The organism is Deltaproteobacteria bacterium GWA2_45_12, assembly GCA_001797365.1.
Taxonomy (GTDB): Bacteria; UBA10199; UBA10199; order UBA10199; family UBA10199; genus UBA10199.
This window is the reverse complement of sequence record MGPH01000036.1, coordinates 6167-23908: the sequence shown is the minus strand read 5'-3', so window position 1 is coordinate 23908 and position 17742 is coordinate 6167. Positions and strand designations below refer to the sequence as shown.

The window sequence follows — 17742 nt, the reverse complement described above, 5'->3', positions numbered from 1 at the left end:
AACGTGGGTTCGAATCCCACCCTCTCCGCATAGAAGTTCTGGCTCTATTCCCCTATCTGATCCAAATCATAGTTAAGCTTTCTCAATATGAGATAAAATGGGTTTGATTTTTTAAGTGGGAATTTTACCTATGATTCCATTACCGCCCATTGCCGTTATTTTCCTGACTTCCCGTTGCAACATGGTTTGCCGGTTTTGTGCAACGGATAATTCTGTTTCTTCCATGACATTTGAAGAAGCCTTGGCTTTGCTTCTTTTTTTGAAAAAAGAAAAAGTCTCATGCGTTGTCTTTGGGGGTGGGGAACCTTTTGTCTGGAAACATGATTTTTTGCTTATCACCCAAAAGGCCAAGGAAATGGGGTTTGTTGTTCAAGTGGGAACCAATGGGATTTCGATGCCCGATGGGTTTGAAAATATCGATTCGATTGACCGCTATGTATTGCCCATCGACTCTATGGATGCCGCCATTCATAATCATTTAAGAAATTATCCCAAAAAGGAACATTTAAGCATCATCCTTGAACGTCTGGAAAAATTAAGGGGAACAGGCCGGTCTGTAACAATTTCTACAGTGGTCAATCGTACCAACTTGGAAAATCTTCCTGAGATTGCAAACTTTCTTCATAACTACAACCATGATGGTGGCCTTGTTCATGCCTGGCACCTGTATCGTTTTATTCCCGAAGGCCGGGGCGGCCGTCTCAGTGCCGGCCAACTGGCCATTGATCTGGAAATCTACCACCAAGTTTGTGACGAATTAAAAAGAAAGAACCCTCATTTGGTTATTTATAAAAGACCCAATATGTATTCTTCAAAAACAGTCGATTTTTACTGGTATTCAAAACACAAATTGATGGTGGGAAGTCAGCCGTTTGGCCGTCCAGTAAGAAGTAACCTTTCAGAACCCATGGCCATAGAAAGATCACTCCTCTCGGAATTATTATAGTCAACCTTTTCATGGTCTTTTGATACCAGATCCTTTCTTTCCTTTATATACGTATACATTGCCCTCCCATAAGCGCATATCTGGAACCCAGACAACACACATACAAATGAGGCTTGATGCCCAAGGGAAAGGTAACGTTATGCGAGTAGATACAAAAAAAATATTTGAGAATGTTATTTTAGAAAAATTTTTGGGGTATGAAGGCCCTTTATTCACTTATGATGCCAAAAAACCGATTGAAGAAGAACTGCTTGCAGAAAGATCGGACCAAAATAAAAACGAAACCAGACAATTCACACGATATTTTTGGAAACTTGGATTGGATACGTATTCTCCTGCCTAACTAATAACCCTTCAAACCACTGCAACAGCAGGTGGACTCAGAGCCTTGTTTTTTATTTCACGAAATTTTTTAGAAACAGAACCAAGCCTAGCCTCCCACCAGGCATCGGGAACCATGTTCTCGGTGGTTTTAAGGTAGGTAAGAATCATTGAAGTTAAAGTGAAATTGAAAACTCAATTTTAGTTGCAAAATAAGGTTTTTTTTGGTGTTAAAAACACATGCCTCAAAAATTGACCTGCCCCCTATGCCACAAGTCCACCACATGGGAAAAAAACCCTTACCGGCCTTTCTGCAGTTTGCGTTGCAAAACAACCGATTTAGGAAACTGGGGCAGCGGGAAATATGCCATTCCAGCCAACGAAAGTTCTCCGTCAGATGAAAACAAAGAAGAAGATGTAAATGATAAAAAAGAACAGGAGTAGGGCCTAGATGTCTACAACGACAAAATTTTCCGGGCTTCCACCACGGTGGCGACAGTGCGGCCAGAGTCTTTGACCATTTTAGCTGCAGTATCAACCAACTCGCCATTAGATTTTGCCATGGTTTCATTGGGTAAATAAAAATTGTCTTCCAAACCTACACGGATATTTCCCCCCAATTCCAACGCAGCACGAATCATGGGCCATTGGTCCCGGCTAATGCCAATAACTTCCCAAGTGGAATTTTTGCTGATTTGACTGGCTTGGAAAGCAAGATTTTTGGGTGTGGCCTTAATCCCCCCCAACACACCCATGATAAAGGAATATTGAACGGGCTCTTTAAGGAGGCCCATGTCCACAAAAGGTTCGGCATTGGTCACATGCCCCACATCAAAACATTCAAGTTCCGGTTTGACACCGCTTTTAAGCATGTGTCGCAGAAAAAATTCAATGGTCTCAAACTTGTTTTCAAAACAAAAATCAAAAACAAATTTTTTCTTGTCGGGGGAATACTTGGCATAATTCATCGAACCCATGTTAAGCGCCCCGATTTCCGGCTTCAGTTCGGTAATGTGCCGGATACGCTCTTCTTTGGGGACACCGATCGTGCCCGTTGAAAAATTGATGATCACATCGCACTTGGCTTTGATTTTATCCCGTATGGCTTTATAAACTTCAAGCCGCTGGGTAGGGCGGCCATCATCTTCACGAGCGTGGATATGCACTACCGAGGCCCCCGCCTGCCACGAACGATGGGCTTCGTCGGCAATTTCATCAGGAGTGTATGGAATTGATGGGCACTGATCGCGGTTGGCAGCAAGACCTGTCAAGGCAGCTGTGATAATAACTTTGGACATTTCACTATTCACCTTTCACTATTCACTTAAACAGGCTCCACTCCGTGTTTTTTATACGGTTGTTCCAATTTTTTATTCTGTGAAAACTTCAAGGTTTCCACAATCACTTTACGGGTATCCCGTGGATCAATAACTTCATCGATATAGGCCCCACCGGCCGCCACATCAAGGGCAATTTTCTTCTGGTATTCTTCAACCAATTCTTTTCGTTTTTTTTCAGGGTCATCGGCTTTTTGTATTTCTTTCCGATAAATGATATTTACCGCTCCTTCCGCCCCCATCAGACTTACTTCAGCTGTTGGCCACGCAACAATCAAATCGGGCCCATAAGCCTTTCCCCCCATCACATAATAACCGGCTCCATAAGCTTTGCGGATAATCACCGTGATTTTTGGAACCGTGGCCCGGCTGGTGGCAAAGAGCATTTTGGCCCCATGGCGGATAATCCCCTTTTTTTCAACTTCAGAACCCACCATAAACCCCGGTACATCCTGCAAATAAATAAGGGGGATGTTAAACGCGTCACACAAATTAATAAAACGCGCAGCCTTGTCTGATTCATCCACGTTAATCACACCCCCATGATAAGCCGGCTGGCTGGCCACAAACCCCACTGAAAAACCTCCCACACGAGCCAGTGCTGTAATAAGCCCCTGGCCAAATTTGGGCTTTATTTCCAAAAATTCATTCCCATCCACAATTTTTGTGATGATGTTGCGCATATCGTAAAACTGGCGAGAACTGGCCGGTAAGATATCCAAAATATCATCATCTAAGCGATCTTCATCGGCATCACTGCCGGAAAGCAATTGGGAAAGACGGTCACTCTGCGGCAATACAGAAATATTTTTTTGTTGGGGGATCGGTTTTGCCTGACAATGGTCGGGAAAATAACTCAGATATTTTTTGATAACGGAGATACATTCTTTGTCATCTTTTACTTCCAAATCCCCCACACCGCTTATTTCACAATGAACCTTGGAGCCTCCCAAATCTTCTGTCAAAACATCTTCGCCAATCACGGCCTTGACCAAGGGTGGGCCTGCCAATGCCATGGAGGATGTCCCTTTGACCATGGGGACAAAATCAGCCAAGGCGGCAATATAGGCCGTACCCGCGGCACATGGCCCCATGAGGGCCGCAATTTGAGGGACAACACCGGAAAGGGTTACCTGGTCAAAAAACATTTTCCCGGTGGAGGCAAATTTGGAACTGGCAATCTCCTGAATGCGTGCCCCCGCAGAATCAAGCAACCAAATGATGGGAATGCGTTCCCAAAGGGCCAGTTCACGCATCCGATTGGCCTTACGTTCCCCGGCCTCGCCAATGCTTCCGGCAATCACCGTAAAGTCGTAGGCAATCAGACAAACCCTTCGACCACCAATCTGGCCAATCCCTGTAATAACACCATCGGCCGGAGTTTCTTTTCCACCTAACGCAGCATCTTCAACCTGCGAAGTGGCCAAACTTCCCATCTCAACAAAAGAATTTTTGTCTAAAAGTAAATCAAGGCGTTCGCGCACTGTGAGTTTGCCTGCGGCATGTTGCTTAGCAATTTCATCAGCCCCACCCATGCCAAGAACATTCTTTTTTTTCTGGTTGAATTGTTGGGTTAAATCGCGAAGGGACATGGGATTACCCTCTTTTTTTAAAAAATTACTTTTAAAATCTGATCTTTGTAAGGGAAAGAAGCGTAATCAAAATAAACTTGCCTGTATACAAATTTTATCCATCTTCACCCCGATGTTTGGCAAATTACATCACTTCAAGTTGAACATATTTCGTAAGAATTTTTTTAATATCCCCATTTGAAAAAATAATCGTGAGTTTGTGCCCTTCGGCCTGGCCTTCACTGGCGCGGACAGTGCCAACACCAAAGATGGGGTGTTTAATTTTGGATCCGATTCTATAGGGGCTAACAGGGCCAATATGGCGTGCTACTTCTCTTTCCAAATCAGCATGGCGCACATTTACAGGAGAACTAAAAGATCTTTTGGGAATTGAAATTTTTTTTGCATCAAAATCAAAACCTTTATCCTGATTTTCGTCTTCTTCTTTCCATTCAGGCTTTGGGGAAATTCGATTGAGGAATTGATCAGGAATCTCGTCCAAAAAGCGCGAAGAGAGCATGTATTGGCTGGCTCCAAAAAGATTGCGACTGGAGACATGGCTTAAGTAAAGAAACTCCTGCGCCCGTGTCATGCCCACATAACAAATGCGGCGCTCTTCTTCCAAATCATCATCGGATTCAAGTGATCGGGAGTGGGGGAATAATCCCTCTTCCATGCCCACCATGAACACCACCGGGAACTCCAAGCCCTTGGCTAAATGCAACGTCATCAAGGTCACGCGATCGGTGATAGCGTCGCCATCCTTATCCGTAGCACTCATGAGAGAAGCCATGTCCAAAAAAGATTCAAGTGTCGGTGTTTCGACCTCACTTAAAAAATCGCCGACGACACTCACCAATTCTTCCAGGTTCTCCATACGATTTTCGGCTTCCATCGTTTTTTGTTCCATTAAACTTTTGGAATATCCCGTCACACTGTAGAGATGGGGCATGAAATCGGTTAACTCCATCGTGGTGACATCAGCTTTGAGTTTGGTGATGATGTCGTGGAAAGATTTGAGTTTGAGCAAAGTCCCCGCATTGAATAACTCCCCCTCGCCCCCTCTTACTTTAAGAGGGGGTTGGGGGACGTTAACCAATTGCTCAAGGACTTGCCACAGTGATATCGAATGCTCGGTAGCCAACGCATCCAATTTATCCACCGTCGTCTGCCCAATACCACGTGTCGGCACGTTGATGATGCGTTTTAAACTGACGGAATCCGCCGGATTCACCAAAGTTTTCAAATAGGCCATCATGTCTTTGATTTCCTGCCGGTCATAGAAACGCATGCCGCCATAAATTACATAGGGAATGCGGTTTTTGCGAAGTTCATCTTCTAAAACGCGGGACTGAGCATTGGTGCGGTAGAACAGGGCCATGTCGTCAAACGTGAATTTTTGATTTCTGAAAACAATTTCTCTTACAACAAACTGGGCTTCTTCTTTTTCAGTAAGGCCATGAAAAAGGGTGACTAGTTCCCCTTCCGCATTATCGGTCCACATGGTTTTGCCCATGCGTTTTTTGTTTTTCCCGACCACCGCCCCGGCAGCAGAGATGATGGTTTTGGTGGAACGATAATTCTGATCAAGAGTGACCAGGCACGCCTCGGGATAGTCTTTTTGGAAATCGAGGATATTTTTTATTTCAGCCCCACGAAAGCGGTAGATGGACTGGTCGTCATCCCCCACCACGCAAATATTCCGCCATTTTTGGGCCAGACATTTCATCACGGCATATTGGCTTTTGTTGGTGTCTTGGAATTCATCCACGTGCATGTAACGGAATTTGTCTTGATAGTGGGAAAGAACTTCGGGATGCGTTTGAAAAAGAACAAGTACATTTAAGATCAAATCCCCAAAATCCATGGCCTGGCTGAGCTTTATTTTTTTTTGATAGGATTCATAAACCGTCCCCACTTTTTCCCCAAAAAAATCAGAATGTTGCTTTTGATATTGAGCCGGCGTCAAGCCATCGTTTTTGGCTTTGTTGATCGCCCCCGCCATGGCCTTTGGGCTAAAAACCTTGGGATTGATTTTGAGTTCATCGATGCATTGCGTGATAATTTTGAGCTGATCTTGGTCATCATAAATGGTGAAGTCTTTGGTGAACCCAAGCTTATCGGCATGGGCCCTTAAGATCCGCAAACAGGCTGAATGAAAGGTATGAACCCACATCTCCTTGGCAACACCAAGGCCTACAAGCTTTTCCACACGTTCCTTCATTTCAGAAGCGGCTTTGTTGGTAAACGTGACGGCAAAAATATTCCAGGGACGTGCCAAACCTTTTGCCAAAAGATGGGCCATGCGAAAGGTGAGCACGCGCGTTTTCCCGGAACCGGCTCCGGCCAAAATAAGAAGCGGCCCTTCGGTCTGTTCAGATGCTTTTCGTTGTTGGGGGTTTAATTGGGATAGCATAGGTAGGGGCGATCCTTGTGATCGCCCATTTTATTCCACCGTCACACTTTTCGCCAAATTACGGGGCTGGTCTATATCGCAGCCTTTTAAGTCCGCCACAAAATAGGCCAGTAACTGTAAGGGAACAACAGCAAGGATGGGAGCCAAATACCATTGAGTACGGGGCAAATAAAAAACAGCCTCACTTCTTTCATCAAAACGATGATCTCCTTCAGTTGCCAGTGTAAACACGGAAGCTCCACGCGCTTTGACTTCTTCAATATTGGAAATCATTTTCCCGCACACGCGATCATCGGGGGCAATAGCCACAACGGGCGTTCCTTTTTCAATCAGCGCAATCGGGCCGTGTTTCATTTCACCGGCTGAATAACCTTCGGCATGAATATAGGAAATTTCCTTGAGCTTTAAGGCTCCTTCCAGGGCAATGGGATAATGCACACCACGGGCGATATAATAAATATCGTGGGCCTCTTTTAATTTTTGGGCCATTTTGTAAAGAACTTCTTTCTGCGCCAACATTTTTTCCATAAAAGAAGGCAGGAGATTTAATTGCTTGATGGCTTTTTGGACATAAGTTGCATCAATTGTTTTGTTTTTAAGGGCCAGATAAAGGGACAAAAGGAACAACTGAACCATCTGTGTGGTGAAAGCTTTTGTAGAGGCAACCCCTATTTCGGGCCCGGCTCGTGTATCCAGGGTTACATTGCTTTTGCGGGTAATGCTTGAACCAAGCACATTACAAATGGCAATGACCTTGGCCCCTCTTTTTTTTGCGTCATCCATGCAGGCCAAGGTGTCCGCTGTTTCTCCCGACTGGGAAATAACAAGCAAAAGGGTTTTTTTGTCGATGAAGGGTTCGCGATACCTGAATTCGCTGGCCGTATCCACACTCACAGGAATTTTGGCAATGGACTCAATCAAATACTTGCCCGCCATGGCCGCATGCCAACTGGTTCCACAAGCCACCATATAAAAACGGTTAAAAGATGGAAATTTTTTGCTCTTAAATAATTTATCCAAATCCGGAAAATAAATTGTCTGTTTTCCTTTTTGAATCCGTCCCAAAATGGTTTCTTCCATCACACGGGGCTGTTCCATGATTTCCTTGAGCATGAAATGTTTGTACCCCCCTTTTTCAGCCATTTTTGGGGACCATTTGATTGTACAAATTTCCTTTTTTAATATCCTGCCATCACTATCATAAACTGTAACTTCTCCGGGTTTTAAAACAGCTGTTTCACCATCGTCTAAATAAATAATCTTTTTAGTAAAAGGCAAAATGGCGGGAATATCAGAAGCGACAAAGGTTTCTCTGTCTTTCACTCCAATAATCAGGGGGGAGCTTTTTTTAGCTACATACAATTGCCCCGGGTTTTCAAGATCCATGACCACCAAGGCATAGGTCCCTTCCAATTTTTGAAGCGCTTTTTGAAAAGCTTCCAAAAATGAAACTCCTTTTTGTAAATAAGCCTCAATGACATGGCAAATAATTTCAGTGTCTGTTTCTGATTTGAGAATTTTGCGGCCTTTCAGGAAATTTTCCTTCAGCTTGAGGTAATTTTCGATAATCCCGTTGTGAACAAGCACAACACGACCTGCATGATGGGGGTGGGCATTTGTTTCGGTGGGCTTACCGTGGGTAGCCCAGCGTGTATGCCCTATACCCAAACTTCCCACAGGCGTATCCTTTGCAACTTTGGAAACAAGATTTGAAAGCTTCCCCTCAGCGCGTTTAATGGAAAAATGGACCCCATTTTTTACGGCAATGCCGGCCGAATCATAGCCCCTGTATTCCAGGCGCTTGAGCCCATTGAGTAAAATGGGAGCCGCTTCTTTATTTCCGACATAGCCGACAATACCGCACATAATAGTTATGAGTTATGAGTTATGGGTTATGAGTTATGAGAAAACCTGGAACCACTTAGTGGATACTCTTTTACCTTGAAAGGGATAAAATTGAAAAGAAAAAATAAAATCGTCATTCTCGCGAATTTTTGTCGGCCCCGCGTTCGGGGTCCCGCTACGCGGGATTAGCGTGGCGGAGGTAACAGACTACAAAGGGCCTTGTTGACCTGTATTGCTTTTGGAAGCAATTCTTGTTTCAACATTTCTCCATTCCCCTGGCACTAGGTCTTTAAGCCGCACCACAAACGATTGCCGTGTATTCACTCCCAAAACAAAAGCTTCAAAAACTTCCTCATTTAAAACTTTGGAATCAATTCCCTGTTTTGCAAGCCATTGCAGTGCCTTCTCTCTTACTTTTTCCACACGGCCATAGACATCGGGATGAATCACCAAAGAACCACCATCAATTTCAAAAGGTTCATAAACAATATTGACAGGAATGGTTTGATTCAAAATTACATAAAAACTCTGCCCGGGATGAGCCTTGTATTTTTCCTGCAAAGCGGGGTTCGTCTTGTCTGAAAAATGGGTTTGAATCCACCACGCCAGTTTTTTTGCATCCTCGTTAAACATGCGCATGCAACCATGGGAGGCCGCCGTTCCAACCGATTTTTCCTTATTGGTGCCATGAATACGAATGGAATCACCCAATTCCATTTTGACAGGCCCCAGCGGATTTTTCGGCCCCGGAGGTGTCTTCTTTTCATCTTTGGCCCAGGCACTATCAGGCGGGATCCACCATGGGTTCCAAACAATCTGGTTTAGTTCCCGACGCCCCATGGGGGTTTTGTAAGTTGAAGATCCCACGGCAATGGGAAATTTTTGAATCAACTCCCCATGATCATAAAGGCTTAAAGAACGTGCAGGTATATTAATGACAATCCGGGTTTGAGAGGTTAAGGAATTATTTTCAACAGAGGAAGCCCATGCAAAAGACCCCATTCCCCCAACCCACCAGAAAAACAAACTTCCTAAAATGAAAACACGGGATAAACTCATTCCCCCTTAAAGAAAGCAAGGAAGGTGCCACGGGGCCAGAATTATAAAACTAATATTTACAAGTATTTACAAATCGATTGAAAGGAAAAATCAAAAGAATAGCCAAATAAATGACGATTACAGACCCTAAAATTGCTAGATTATTGACACAACCAAAATAGGATCGGAGGAAAGGGAAATAGTTATTTTGTCCCGATAGCTCAAGGGATAGATCGCTTGAATTCCATCCAAATAGAGAGCTGCCTGCACAGTTTGGTTCATCAAAACAATTTTTTTATTTTTGGATAAAATGGCGTGTTTTAATTGGTAAGACTTCCCCTTCTTCTTAAAAGGTTCTCTCACCAAAAATTGAAGGGAAGGATGCTTTTTGGGAACCACGCGTCCACCAGCAGCATGAATCCCTGCCGTAGAGCCAAGGGAGGTCGAAAACCATATCCCGGAACTTTTTTGCAATTCTTTCTTGCCATCTACCTCCAACCAATAACGGGTTGTTCCCGCGGGGATTGAATTGGCAAAAAGCACATCATTGACCGCCTGAAACTTCTGTTTTTTGCCGTTGATAAAAACGCAAAGGCGAAAGAATTTATTCAACCTGAATTTCCCCTGAAAAATCTTTTCCAATTTTTTTTCGCATTGGGGGGCATCAATGGAACAAAGGGCCCCCACACTGAATTGGGGGGAAGAATTAATTCCCACGATCGGTTTTTTTGAAGTGAATCTGGCCGCCCTTAAAAAAGTGCCATCCCCACCGACAGTAATAACCAGATCGCAAGCATGAACCTGGGCCTGCGTGGGGCTGGTGACAACCCGAAAAGAAACTTTTTTATTTTTCAGAAAAGAAACAACCCTTTTTAGGGTCGCTTTGTGTTCGCGATGAGCCAGGTTCAACCATTGCATCGAACCATGCCCCTTACGATGAAGGTGTTTTATGGGAAAAAAGGTGGAACCATCCGCAAATTTTTCAAAAAGCGTTTTTTTGTTCACCACCAACACACGACGGACGGGTTTGGTCACATCAGACATAGAGCTTGTGATCCTCAATATATTTTTTAACCTTGGGGCTCACCCAGGCCTCGCAAGGTTTGCGGTTTTTGATCATCATTCTCACCTCGCTACTTGAAATGGCGGCAAAGGGAGATGGCTCAATTCCAAAACGGGGAATAAAATAACATTGGACAAGTCTTTTTAAATCTTCATAACGATGCCACCGGGGCAAATCATTTTTGCAATCACTGCCGATAGCAAGATGAAATTGGGCATTCGGGAAACGCTGCTTTAATTCTGTTACCACATCAATCGTGTAGGATGGATTCTTTTTTAATTCTTCTTCGATGGGCAAAACCTTCACCAAGCTATCCAAACCCTCAATCAAAAGATGGCACATTTTTTCCCGATGTTCAAAAGGGATGAGCCCTTTTTCAAAGGGATGAGCGTAGCTGGGGACAACCCAGACTTCATCAAACTTTTTTAATGCAACCAAATGTTCAAGCACCTGCCTATGCCCGATATGCGGGGGATTAAAAGAACCTCCAAAAAGAACCACATGTTTTTGCCTTGACTTATCTTGCATCGGTTTCAACAATCTCTCACCCTTCGACATAGCTCAGGGTGTCCATCCAGATTTATGGACATGGTGAGCCTGGTCGAACCATGTACCGCAATGTGTTTCAAAACCTCCCGCATTTTTACACTGCTTGCAACAGGAATTGTCTTGGTTTCATGTGCCTCATCAAAAACAAAAAATGAAAACGCTTTGCATCTCACCCTGGCCACCGAACCACCCACATTGGACTGGAACTTGGCCAATGACAATGTCAGCCATCAGGTGATCAATCAAATCATGGAAGGGTTGGCCGAATATGATGAAAACATGAATCCTGTTCCCGCCATCGCCGAAACCTGGGATGTTTCCAAAGACGGGCTTGTTTACACCTTTCATCTTAAAAAAAATCATGCCTGGACTGACGGGAAACCTGTTACAGCCAATGATTTTCGTGATTCATGGCTGCGCTTACTCGCTCCCAAAACGGCCAGCGAATACGCTTATTTTTTGTATGACATTGTGGGCGCCCGAGAATTTAATACGGGCCAAATCCTTGATGCAGAAAAGGTGGGGATTAAAACCGTGGATGATCATACCTTGCTCGTCACCTTGACCCAACCCATCGTTTACTTCCCCCATTTGACTACCTTCATGGTGACGTATCCGATTCGGGTGGACGTGGTGGACCGGTATGGACCGAAGTGGACGGAGCCGAGAAATATTGTAACCTGCGGGCCTTATCAACTCACAGAATGGTGGCACGAATATCGTTTGAGCTTACGAAAAAATCCGTCCTATGCGGGCCTTCCAAAACCCTTTGTGGATGAAATTATTTTTAATATTGTCCCCGATCCTTCCACAGCCCTTACCCTTTATGATCAAGCCATGATTGACGTGGCCGTGCTTCCTCCCATGGCCATCGGTCATTATAAAAATAGCCCTGACTTTGTTCATCATAGCCGTTTACGAAACACTTATTTCGGCTTCAACATCACCAAACCGCCCTTTGACAATGTATTTTTCCGTCGCGCCTTAAGCCAAAGCCTGGACAAATCCCAAATCCCTTCCATTCTTAATGGTAAGGAAATCCCCATAAAGTCATGGATCCCATCCAATCTTCCCACAGCCAGCCCAGAGGCAGGGCTGGGCTTTAATCCGGACTTGGCGAGCCTTGATCTTGAAAAATCAAAAGTGGATTTATCCCAACCCATTGAACTTTATTTCAACAGTGATCCCACAAACAAAAAACTGGCGGAATGGGCTCAAAACCAATGGAAACAGAATTTGGGATTAAATGTTGAGCTTATCAATCAAGACTGGAAATCCTATCTTTCACTCTTGCACAACGATGCTCCTGGCTTGTTTCGCCTGGGCTGGGGGGCCGATTATCCGGATGCGGACAGTTTCATGAACGTATTTCTTTCTTATTCCGGGAATAATTTTACTCAGTGGAAAAACAAAACCTTTGACGCGCTGGTGATACAGGCCAGAGGAGAAGCCAATGTGGAGAAAAGAAAAAATATTTACACTCAGGCAGAAAAAATGCTTCTTGATGAAGAAGCCATCATCATCCCCTTGTACCAGCACACCCAAAACATGGTGGTTAAAAAGAAATGGCAACCGTATCCGACAAGTTCTTTGGATGCAGTGTATTTAAAACGGGTGAGGGCAATTCATGAATTGCCCTTACATGAGCCCCTAAATCCATGATCTCCTTTTTTGTCAAACATCTCTCTACCTACCTGATTACGCTTATCGGGATTCTCTTGCTCACTTTTTTATTATTGCACGTATTGCCGGGCGGTCCCTTTGACGCCGAGCGCGCGCTTCCGGCAGAAATTAAAACACAGCTTTATCAAAAATACGGTTTGCATGAAAAAGGGAATGATTCTTTTCTTGTTTGGGTTTTAAAAGATTTAAAATCCTATACCCTCTATCTTGCTCACGGAGAACTAGGCCCCTCCCTTAAATACAAAGATCGCGATGTTGGGAAAATTATCCTCAAAGCCATGGGGCCATCCTTACAACTGGGCTTTGCCGCCCTGATCCTTTCACTTATTTTAGGAATCATTTTGGGCCTGATCATGGTGGGGACGCAAAACGCCTGGCTTGGTAAAACCATCTCGTGGTTTAACACCCTGGGCTTAAGCACGCCCTCCTTCATTACGGGCATTACCCTCATCTTAATTTTTTCAATCTTTCTCCGATGGCTTCCACCAGCCTTGTGGGAAGGATGGCGTTTCTTCATTTTGCCAGCTCTCACCTTAAGCTTGGGGCCTGTGGCCATGATGGCTGAGCTCACGGCGGCCAGCTTAAAGGAAGAACTTAAAAAAGATTATTTGCGAACAGCCCTGGCCAAAGGGCTCACCCCTAAAAAAATCATCGCCAAGCACGCCTTAAAAAATGCCGCCTTTCCCATGCTCACTTTCATTGGGCCTCTGGCGGCCCATTTCATTACAGGCTCGTTTATCGTGGAAACCATGTTTGCCATCCCCGGGTTGGGAAGGCATTTTGTGGCTTCGGTAATCGATCGAGACATGTTTTTAGTGATGGGGCTTACGCTGACTTTTGCCGTTATTTTAATGACCATGAATTTTTTGGTGGATGTGGGGTATGGGTTTTTAGACCCGAGGGTAAAAAAACGGTGATCATATTGGCCCTTGAGCGGAGTGGACCCCGAGCGGAGTCGAGGGGTCGAAGGGTCGGCATTTCGAATCCGCTCAATGACCGATTTTTTATGAAAAAAATTATTGTCCTGCTTTATCTCGTTTTCTTAACTGTGGGTGCTACGGCCCCTCAATTGATAACGCATCATCGGTTTGATTCTCCAGATCAAAATGCCCTCCTTCACCCTCCCAACTCCATCCATTGGTTAGGAACTGACGAACTGGGCCGCGACATGCTCTCACGCATCCTTTATGGGGCGCGCGTATCATTGGGATGCGCCCTCATTGCCACCCTCATCTCGGGCCTTTTAGGGCTTTTTGTGGGCGGCCTAGCCGCTTTCAAGGGTGGCTTGGTGGAGACAGCCTTAATGCGCCTTGTCGATATTTTTTACGCCATTCCCGATTTGCTCTTGGCTATTTTATTTGGCGTTTTTTTTGGGACAGGGTTTTGGGGTCTGGTTCTTTCCCTTTCAGCCTTTGGATGGGTGGGCATTGCCAGAATGGTGCGTGGAGAATTATTAAGAAACAAAACCGCGCTCTTTGTCGAAGCAGGCCAGGCCCTGGGTTTATCTCAGAAAAGACTTTTTTTCTTTCACCTTCTCCCTCAAATCAAATCGGTTTTTTTCACCGTACTTCTTTTAAAAATTCCCGCCCTCATCCTGGCTGAATCCACACTTTCCTTTGTGGGCCTTGGATTAAAACCCCCTTACGCCAGCTGGGGAGTTCTAGTGGCTGAAGGATACAGCGCCATGCGATTTTACCCCCACCTCATTATCTTTCCGTCCTTGGTTATTTTTTTGACGATGTTGAGTTTGAAAACCTTGAAGACTAAGAGAATATCCTGATTTATGGATTTAGGGGTGTACAAGCATCTTTATCAAACAAAAACCATTGATCCGGATTATCTGCCCCATTGTTCAAGCACATATAATACTTCATGGACCGCTCTAAATTATTCCCATAAAAATCACGGATCAATTGAAGCGCCGGATCATTTTTTATCAAGGGGCCTTTTCTTATAAATCGCCCTGCTTGTTTTGTCTCTTGCCACTTATAAGGCTTGTCATGGTTTACAACATAGGGTTGTGATTCAAACTTTAACGACCGTGCGCCAAAATATAAGGCGAGGTCGGGAAATTGTTTTAATCTTTCTGGATCCAACCAATAAAGGGCTAATCCCTCGGCACGACGTTCTTCACTAGCCTTGGAAGATCTGGCAAGAATATCGGGATGGCTGGAAATGGGAATTTTATCATTTGCCAAAAAACCTGATTGATACTCATCCACTTCTTTAAAAGCTTTTTCATCAACAAGCCCCAATTTCTTACGCAAATGTTCATCAGCGTGAGCCAGCTCATGAGCAATCAAGTTTTGGACACCTTTGATGTCCAAAATTTCGAGAGCTTGAGCATTCAAATAAATTGTTGATTCTGCCTCGGAATAAAGACCGTTGGGCAGGGTATTCTGCCTGGCCGCAATGGCTTTGATAAGGGAGCATACTTCGTTTAATTCGCGATAAAGTATGGCCCTCGCCTGTGGATTTTTCTCTTTGGCCAAGCGGTCAGAGACAAGTTGTAATTTCTTTTCGGCTTCACGAATCTGCTGGGGAAGCGCCGCCATCGCTCTTGCCTTGATCTCTTGCTCAGGCACAATGACAATTTTGCGGACATTCCGCGCTAATTTTTCCAAATACTCGGGACCAAAATCTAAATGACCTTTAATAGCACTTACCACACCTTCAATGGAGGCAACAGATTTTGAAACATCGAAACTCCGTAATTTATTTGATACCTGAAGGGATACCCATCCAGCACCAAAGGAAAGCCTCCTTTTTTGAGAAGCAGGAGAATGGGTACGTGGCTTTTGAAGTCGCGTTTTTAAGGCACGAAGAACGGCACTCCAGTCCCTGGGCAATATTATAGACTCTTGATCCTTAAGCCTGGCAAAATTGACCTCTCCATTTTGGGCTAGCGGCATATCCAAAACAAGTTCGCCCGTTTCAAGTACCCGTCCTGTTTCCTTCCAATGGGCCATGGAGCCCATCAATACGAAATTACCGGGATGATTACGGACTAGTTCATAACCCAATTTGAAACTCTGATACACACGCTTTAAGCTGTCCGCTTTGAATATAATATCCAAATGCCTATTTCGTATTTCGAGTGCGGTAGCATGATGCCATGCCTCATCGATTTTCTTAAAAATATCTTCCAAGGAAAGATTCGACGGATCTTCAAAAGCAATATCGGAATCGGGGCCATAAGCCACTTTAAGGGACTCATATACAGCAACGATTTCTGCTCTTAGATCATCAAATCTCTTCAAAATAATATCACGGATGATAGCGGTAGTCCGGGAATCTACCTGCACCCGACCTGAGCCTTGCGTCGTGCCCTTAAGAGCTTTCTCCCAATCCGCCATCACTTGAGATCGAAGCTTATCCTCGGCAATATACGGCAGAACCTCATTATAAACAGTACGGGTCATTTCTCCTATCTCATCACCGTCGATCCAGGGATTTTCCCTAGCAGTTTCAACCAAAGTTAATCCCCCGTTTTCTTCCCTCACTTTGACAAGCGACAAATTTTGCGGAGCATTCGCACGGGCATAACTTAAGGCCTCTTCCCAAGAAATTTCTTTAATTTCCTGTTTAAAAGCCTTGGTAACATCGGATGAAAATTTAACACGACGGACAGTAACAAGTTCATATTGAACTCGGCTACTCAAGGATGCATATAAAGTGTAATTTTGATAATAAGTTTGCTCTTTAGGTTCCCACGCAGAAGGGATTTTTAATTCTTGTTCAACGCACGAAGATGAGGTTTTGGAATTTTCCGTTTGCGGTTTAACACGAATAAATTGAACTTGTGTGAGTCCCTTATCAAAATAATTGTGAAGCAACCCTCGGGGGTTATTTTTCAGCAGTCTTTCAACCTTTTCTCTGGGATAGCCGAATTCATTTTGACTATCCTGAAAATCAGAACTCATCTCGTGAAAAATGGAAGGATGGTCCGACCAAACAATGGTGGCAGGAAATCCTGTATTCAGGGTGCCACTGCCTTCCTTTATTTGTCCCTTACGGCACTGCGGTTCCGACTGCAGGCCTTCCGGACTTCCTAAGACATAATATTCCTGATCGAGCTGAGCCCCTTTGTTATGCACTTCTCCCATAAGCAGTATTAAATAAAGCAAGACCCATGCCTAACTCAAATATGAAAGTGTTTTACTTAATGATATGGAATGATTGATTAAATTGTAAAATGAGGGAAATTTTCTAATAAAGAAGGGTCTGCCTGCCCCGATACAATGAGGGTTAGGCGACCCTAGCAGCTCTTGACACCCCGCATCAATTTATCCTAGCAACTCTATTGACGACCTGCCGATAACTAAACCAGATGAAGGATTTCTTAAAAAATATGAAAAAGAAATTAACGCTCATTGCCCTGTTTGGTTTTTATCACATGTTCATGCCCTTTGTGATGATTGGCTGCGGTTCGGTTGTTGATGAACCCTATGACAAAACCGCTTCCGCTGAAGAAGCCAAAGTTGATTGTTCGAGAATACGCAATGTCACTGTAGAATGTGTCGATTATCTTCAAAGCCTTGCCGATGATCGCAAGCAAGACCCAGAGCCTACCGAAGAAGAGCCTACCGATGAAGCTGCAGATGATGAAGCCACCGACGATACGGCTGACCCCACCGATACCGGTGAAGAAAATTAATTTCTCAAAAGAGCTAGTTTAACCTTCCTTCCTCATGATCCTCAAAATTTGCCACCAACACTGGCCCGCTGTTAGTTCCTACTAAATTTAAAAGAGATTGTTCCCCCAATACTTCCAACAAGAACTTTTCCCACTGATTCAAACTTTGGGCATCATAGGATCGTGTCATTTTTTCGGTGCCATCTGTGGTGATCAACCCCAAATCACGAAAAACAAGAAGGGCATTTTTGATATTGGATTGAGAAAGTGCTTCCGGATAACGCAAGTCCCCCTTTAGGTAGAGGGAATGTCCCTTTGTCATGATTTCCTTTTCCAG

15 protein-coding genes and 1 pseudogene (1 of these 16 running past the window's edge) are annotated in these 17742 nt (G+C 44.3%); 7 read left to right on the top strand and 9 right to left on the bottom strand.

The window, feature by feature from the left end:
- Positions 1-130 precede the first annotated feature (130 nt).
- The 3 genes from A2048_03605 to A2048_03595 all read left to right on the top strand — a co-directional run bounded on the left by A2048_03605 (position 131) and on the right by A2048_03595 (position 1711).
- Positions 131-946: a hypothetical protein gene (locus A2048_03605; protein OGP08991.1), complete on the top strand. Its 816-nt coding sequence runs from the start codon at positions 131-133 to the stop codon at positions 944-946.
- Between the two features lie 139 nt (positions 947-1085).
- The gene (locus A2048_03600) at positions 1086-1289 is read left to right on the top strand and encodes a hypothetical protein (protein ID OGP08990.1); all 204 of its coding nucleotides are present in this window, start codon (positions 1086-1088) and stop codon (positions 1287-1289) included.
- A 218-nt stretch (positions 1290-1507) separates the two neighbouring features.
- Entirely contained in the window at positions 1508-1711 is a 204-nt protein-coding gene (locus tag A2048_03595) for a hypothetical protein (GenBank protein ID OGP08989.1), read from the top strand.
- Positions 1712-1722: 11 nt separating this feature from the next.
- On the opposite strand, the gene A2048_03590 is transcribed toward A2048_03595, so the two are convergent.
- The 7 genes from A2048_03590 to A2048_03560 form a co-directional block, all read right to left on the bottom strand.
- Positions 1723-2565 carry a hypothetical protein gene (locus A2048_03590; GenBank protein OGP08988.1) on the bottom strand — a complete coding sequence of 281 codons (843 nt, stop codon included), beginning with the start codon at positions 2563-2565 and terminating at the stop codon, positions 1723-1725.
- A gap of 26 nt (positions 2566-2591) precedes the next feature.
- Positions 2592-4196, bottom strand: coding sequence for a propionyl-CoA carboxylase (locus A2048_03585; protein ID OGP08987.1), 1605 nt, complete (start codon positions 4194-4196; stop codon positions 2592-2594).
- A gap of 124 nt (positions 4197-4320) precedes the next feature.
- On the bottom strand, positions 4321-6591 hold the full coding sequence (locus A2048_03580) for a hypothetical protein (GenBank protein ID OGP08986.1): 2271 nt from the start codon (positions 6589-6591) through the stop codon (positions 4321-4323).
- 30 nt (positions 6592-6621) lie between these two features.
- Positions 6622-8457 (bottom strand): glutamine--fructose-6-phosphate aminotransferase, encoded by a 1836-nt coding sequence (locus A2048_03575; GenBank protein ID OGP08985.1) that lies wholly within the window; start codon positions 8455-8457, stop codon positions 6622-6624.
- Positions 8458-8643: 186 nt separating this feature from the next.
- A complete protein-coding gene (locus A2048_03570) occupies positions 8644-9495 on the bottom strand; it encodes a hypothetical protein (GenBank protein ID OGP08984.1) in 852 nt (283 codons plus the stop codon).
- 135 nt (positions 9496-9630) lie between these two features.
- Positions 9631-10518 (bottom strand): hypothetical protein, encoded by an 888-nt coding sequence (locus A2048_03565; protein ID OGP08983.1) that lies wholly within the window; start codon positions 10516-10518, stop codon positions 9631-9633.
- Positions 10511-11065 (bottom strand): nicotinate (nicotinamide) nucleotide adenylyltransferase, encoded by a 555-nt coding sequence (locus tag A2048_03560; protein ID OGP08982.1) that lies wholly within the window; start codon positions 11063-11065, stop codon positions 10511-10513. The genes A2048_03565 and A2048_03560 overlap by 8 nt, the downstream gene beginning before the upstream one ends.
- Before the next feature lie 60 nt (positions 11066-11125).
- Between A2048_03560 and A2048_03555 the strand changes: the two genes are divergently transcribed.
- The 3 genes from A2048_03555 (at position 11126) to A2048_03545 (ending at position 14549) form a co-directional block, all read left to right on the top strand.
- Positions 11126-12748: a hypothetical protein gene (locus tag A2048_03555; GenBank protein ID OGP08981.1), complete on the top strand. Its 1623-nt coding sequence runs from the start codon at positions 11126-11128 to the stop codon at positions 12746-12748.
- Positions 12745-13686, top strand: a complete 942-nt coding sequence (locus tag A2048_03550; protein ID OGP08980.1) for a hypothetical protein — start codon at positions 12745-12747, stop codon at positions 13684-13686. Before A2048_03555 ends, A2048_03550 begins: the two co-directional genes overlap by 4 nt.
- A gap of 89 nt (positions 13687-13775) precedes the next feature.
- The gene (locus A2048_03545; GenBank protein OGP08979.1) at positions 13776-14549 is read left to right on the top strand and encodes a hypothetical protein; all 774 of its coding nucleotides are present in this window, start codon (positions 13776-13778) and stop codon (positions 14547-14549) included.
- Between the two features lies 1 nt (position 14550).
- On the opposite strand, the gene A2048_03540 is transcribed toward A2048_03545, so the two are convergent.
- Positions 14551-16875 carry a hypothetical protein gene (locus tag A2048_03540; GenBank protein ID OGP08978.1) on the bottom strand — a complete coding sequence of 775 codons (2325 nt, stop codon included), beginning with the start codon at positions 16873-16875 and terminating at the stop codon, positions 14551-14553.
- Between the two features lie 245 nt (positions 16876-17120).
- Here A2048_03540 and A2048_03535 point away from each other — a divergent pair, with 245 nt between their 5' ends.
- Positions 17121-17426: a hypothetical protein gene (locus A2048_03535; protein OGP08977.1), complete on the top strand. Its 306-nt coding sequence runs from the start codon at positions 17121-17123 to the stop codon at positions 17424-17426.
- Positions 17427-17439: 13 nt separating this feature from the next.
- Here A2048_03535 and A2048_03530 read toward each other — a convergent pair.
- Positions 17440-17742: pseudogene (locus tag A2048_03530) on the bottom strand (hypothetical protein) (it continues 2445 nt past the right edge of the window).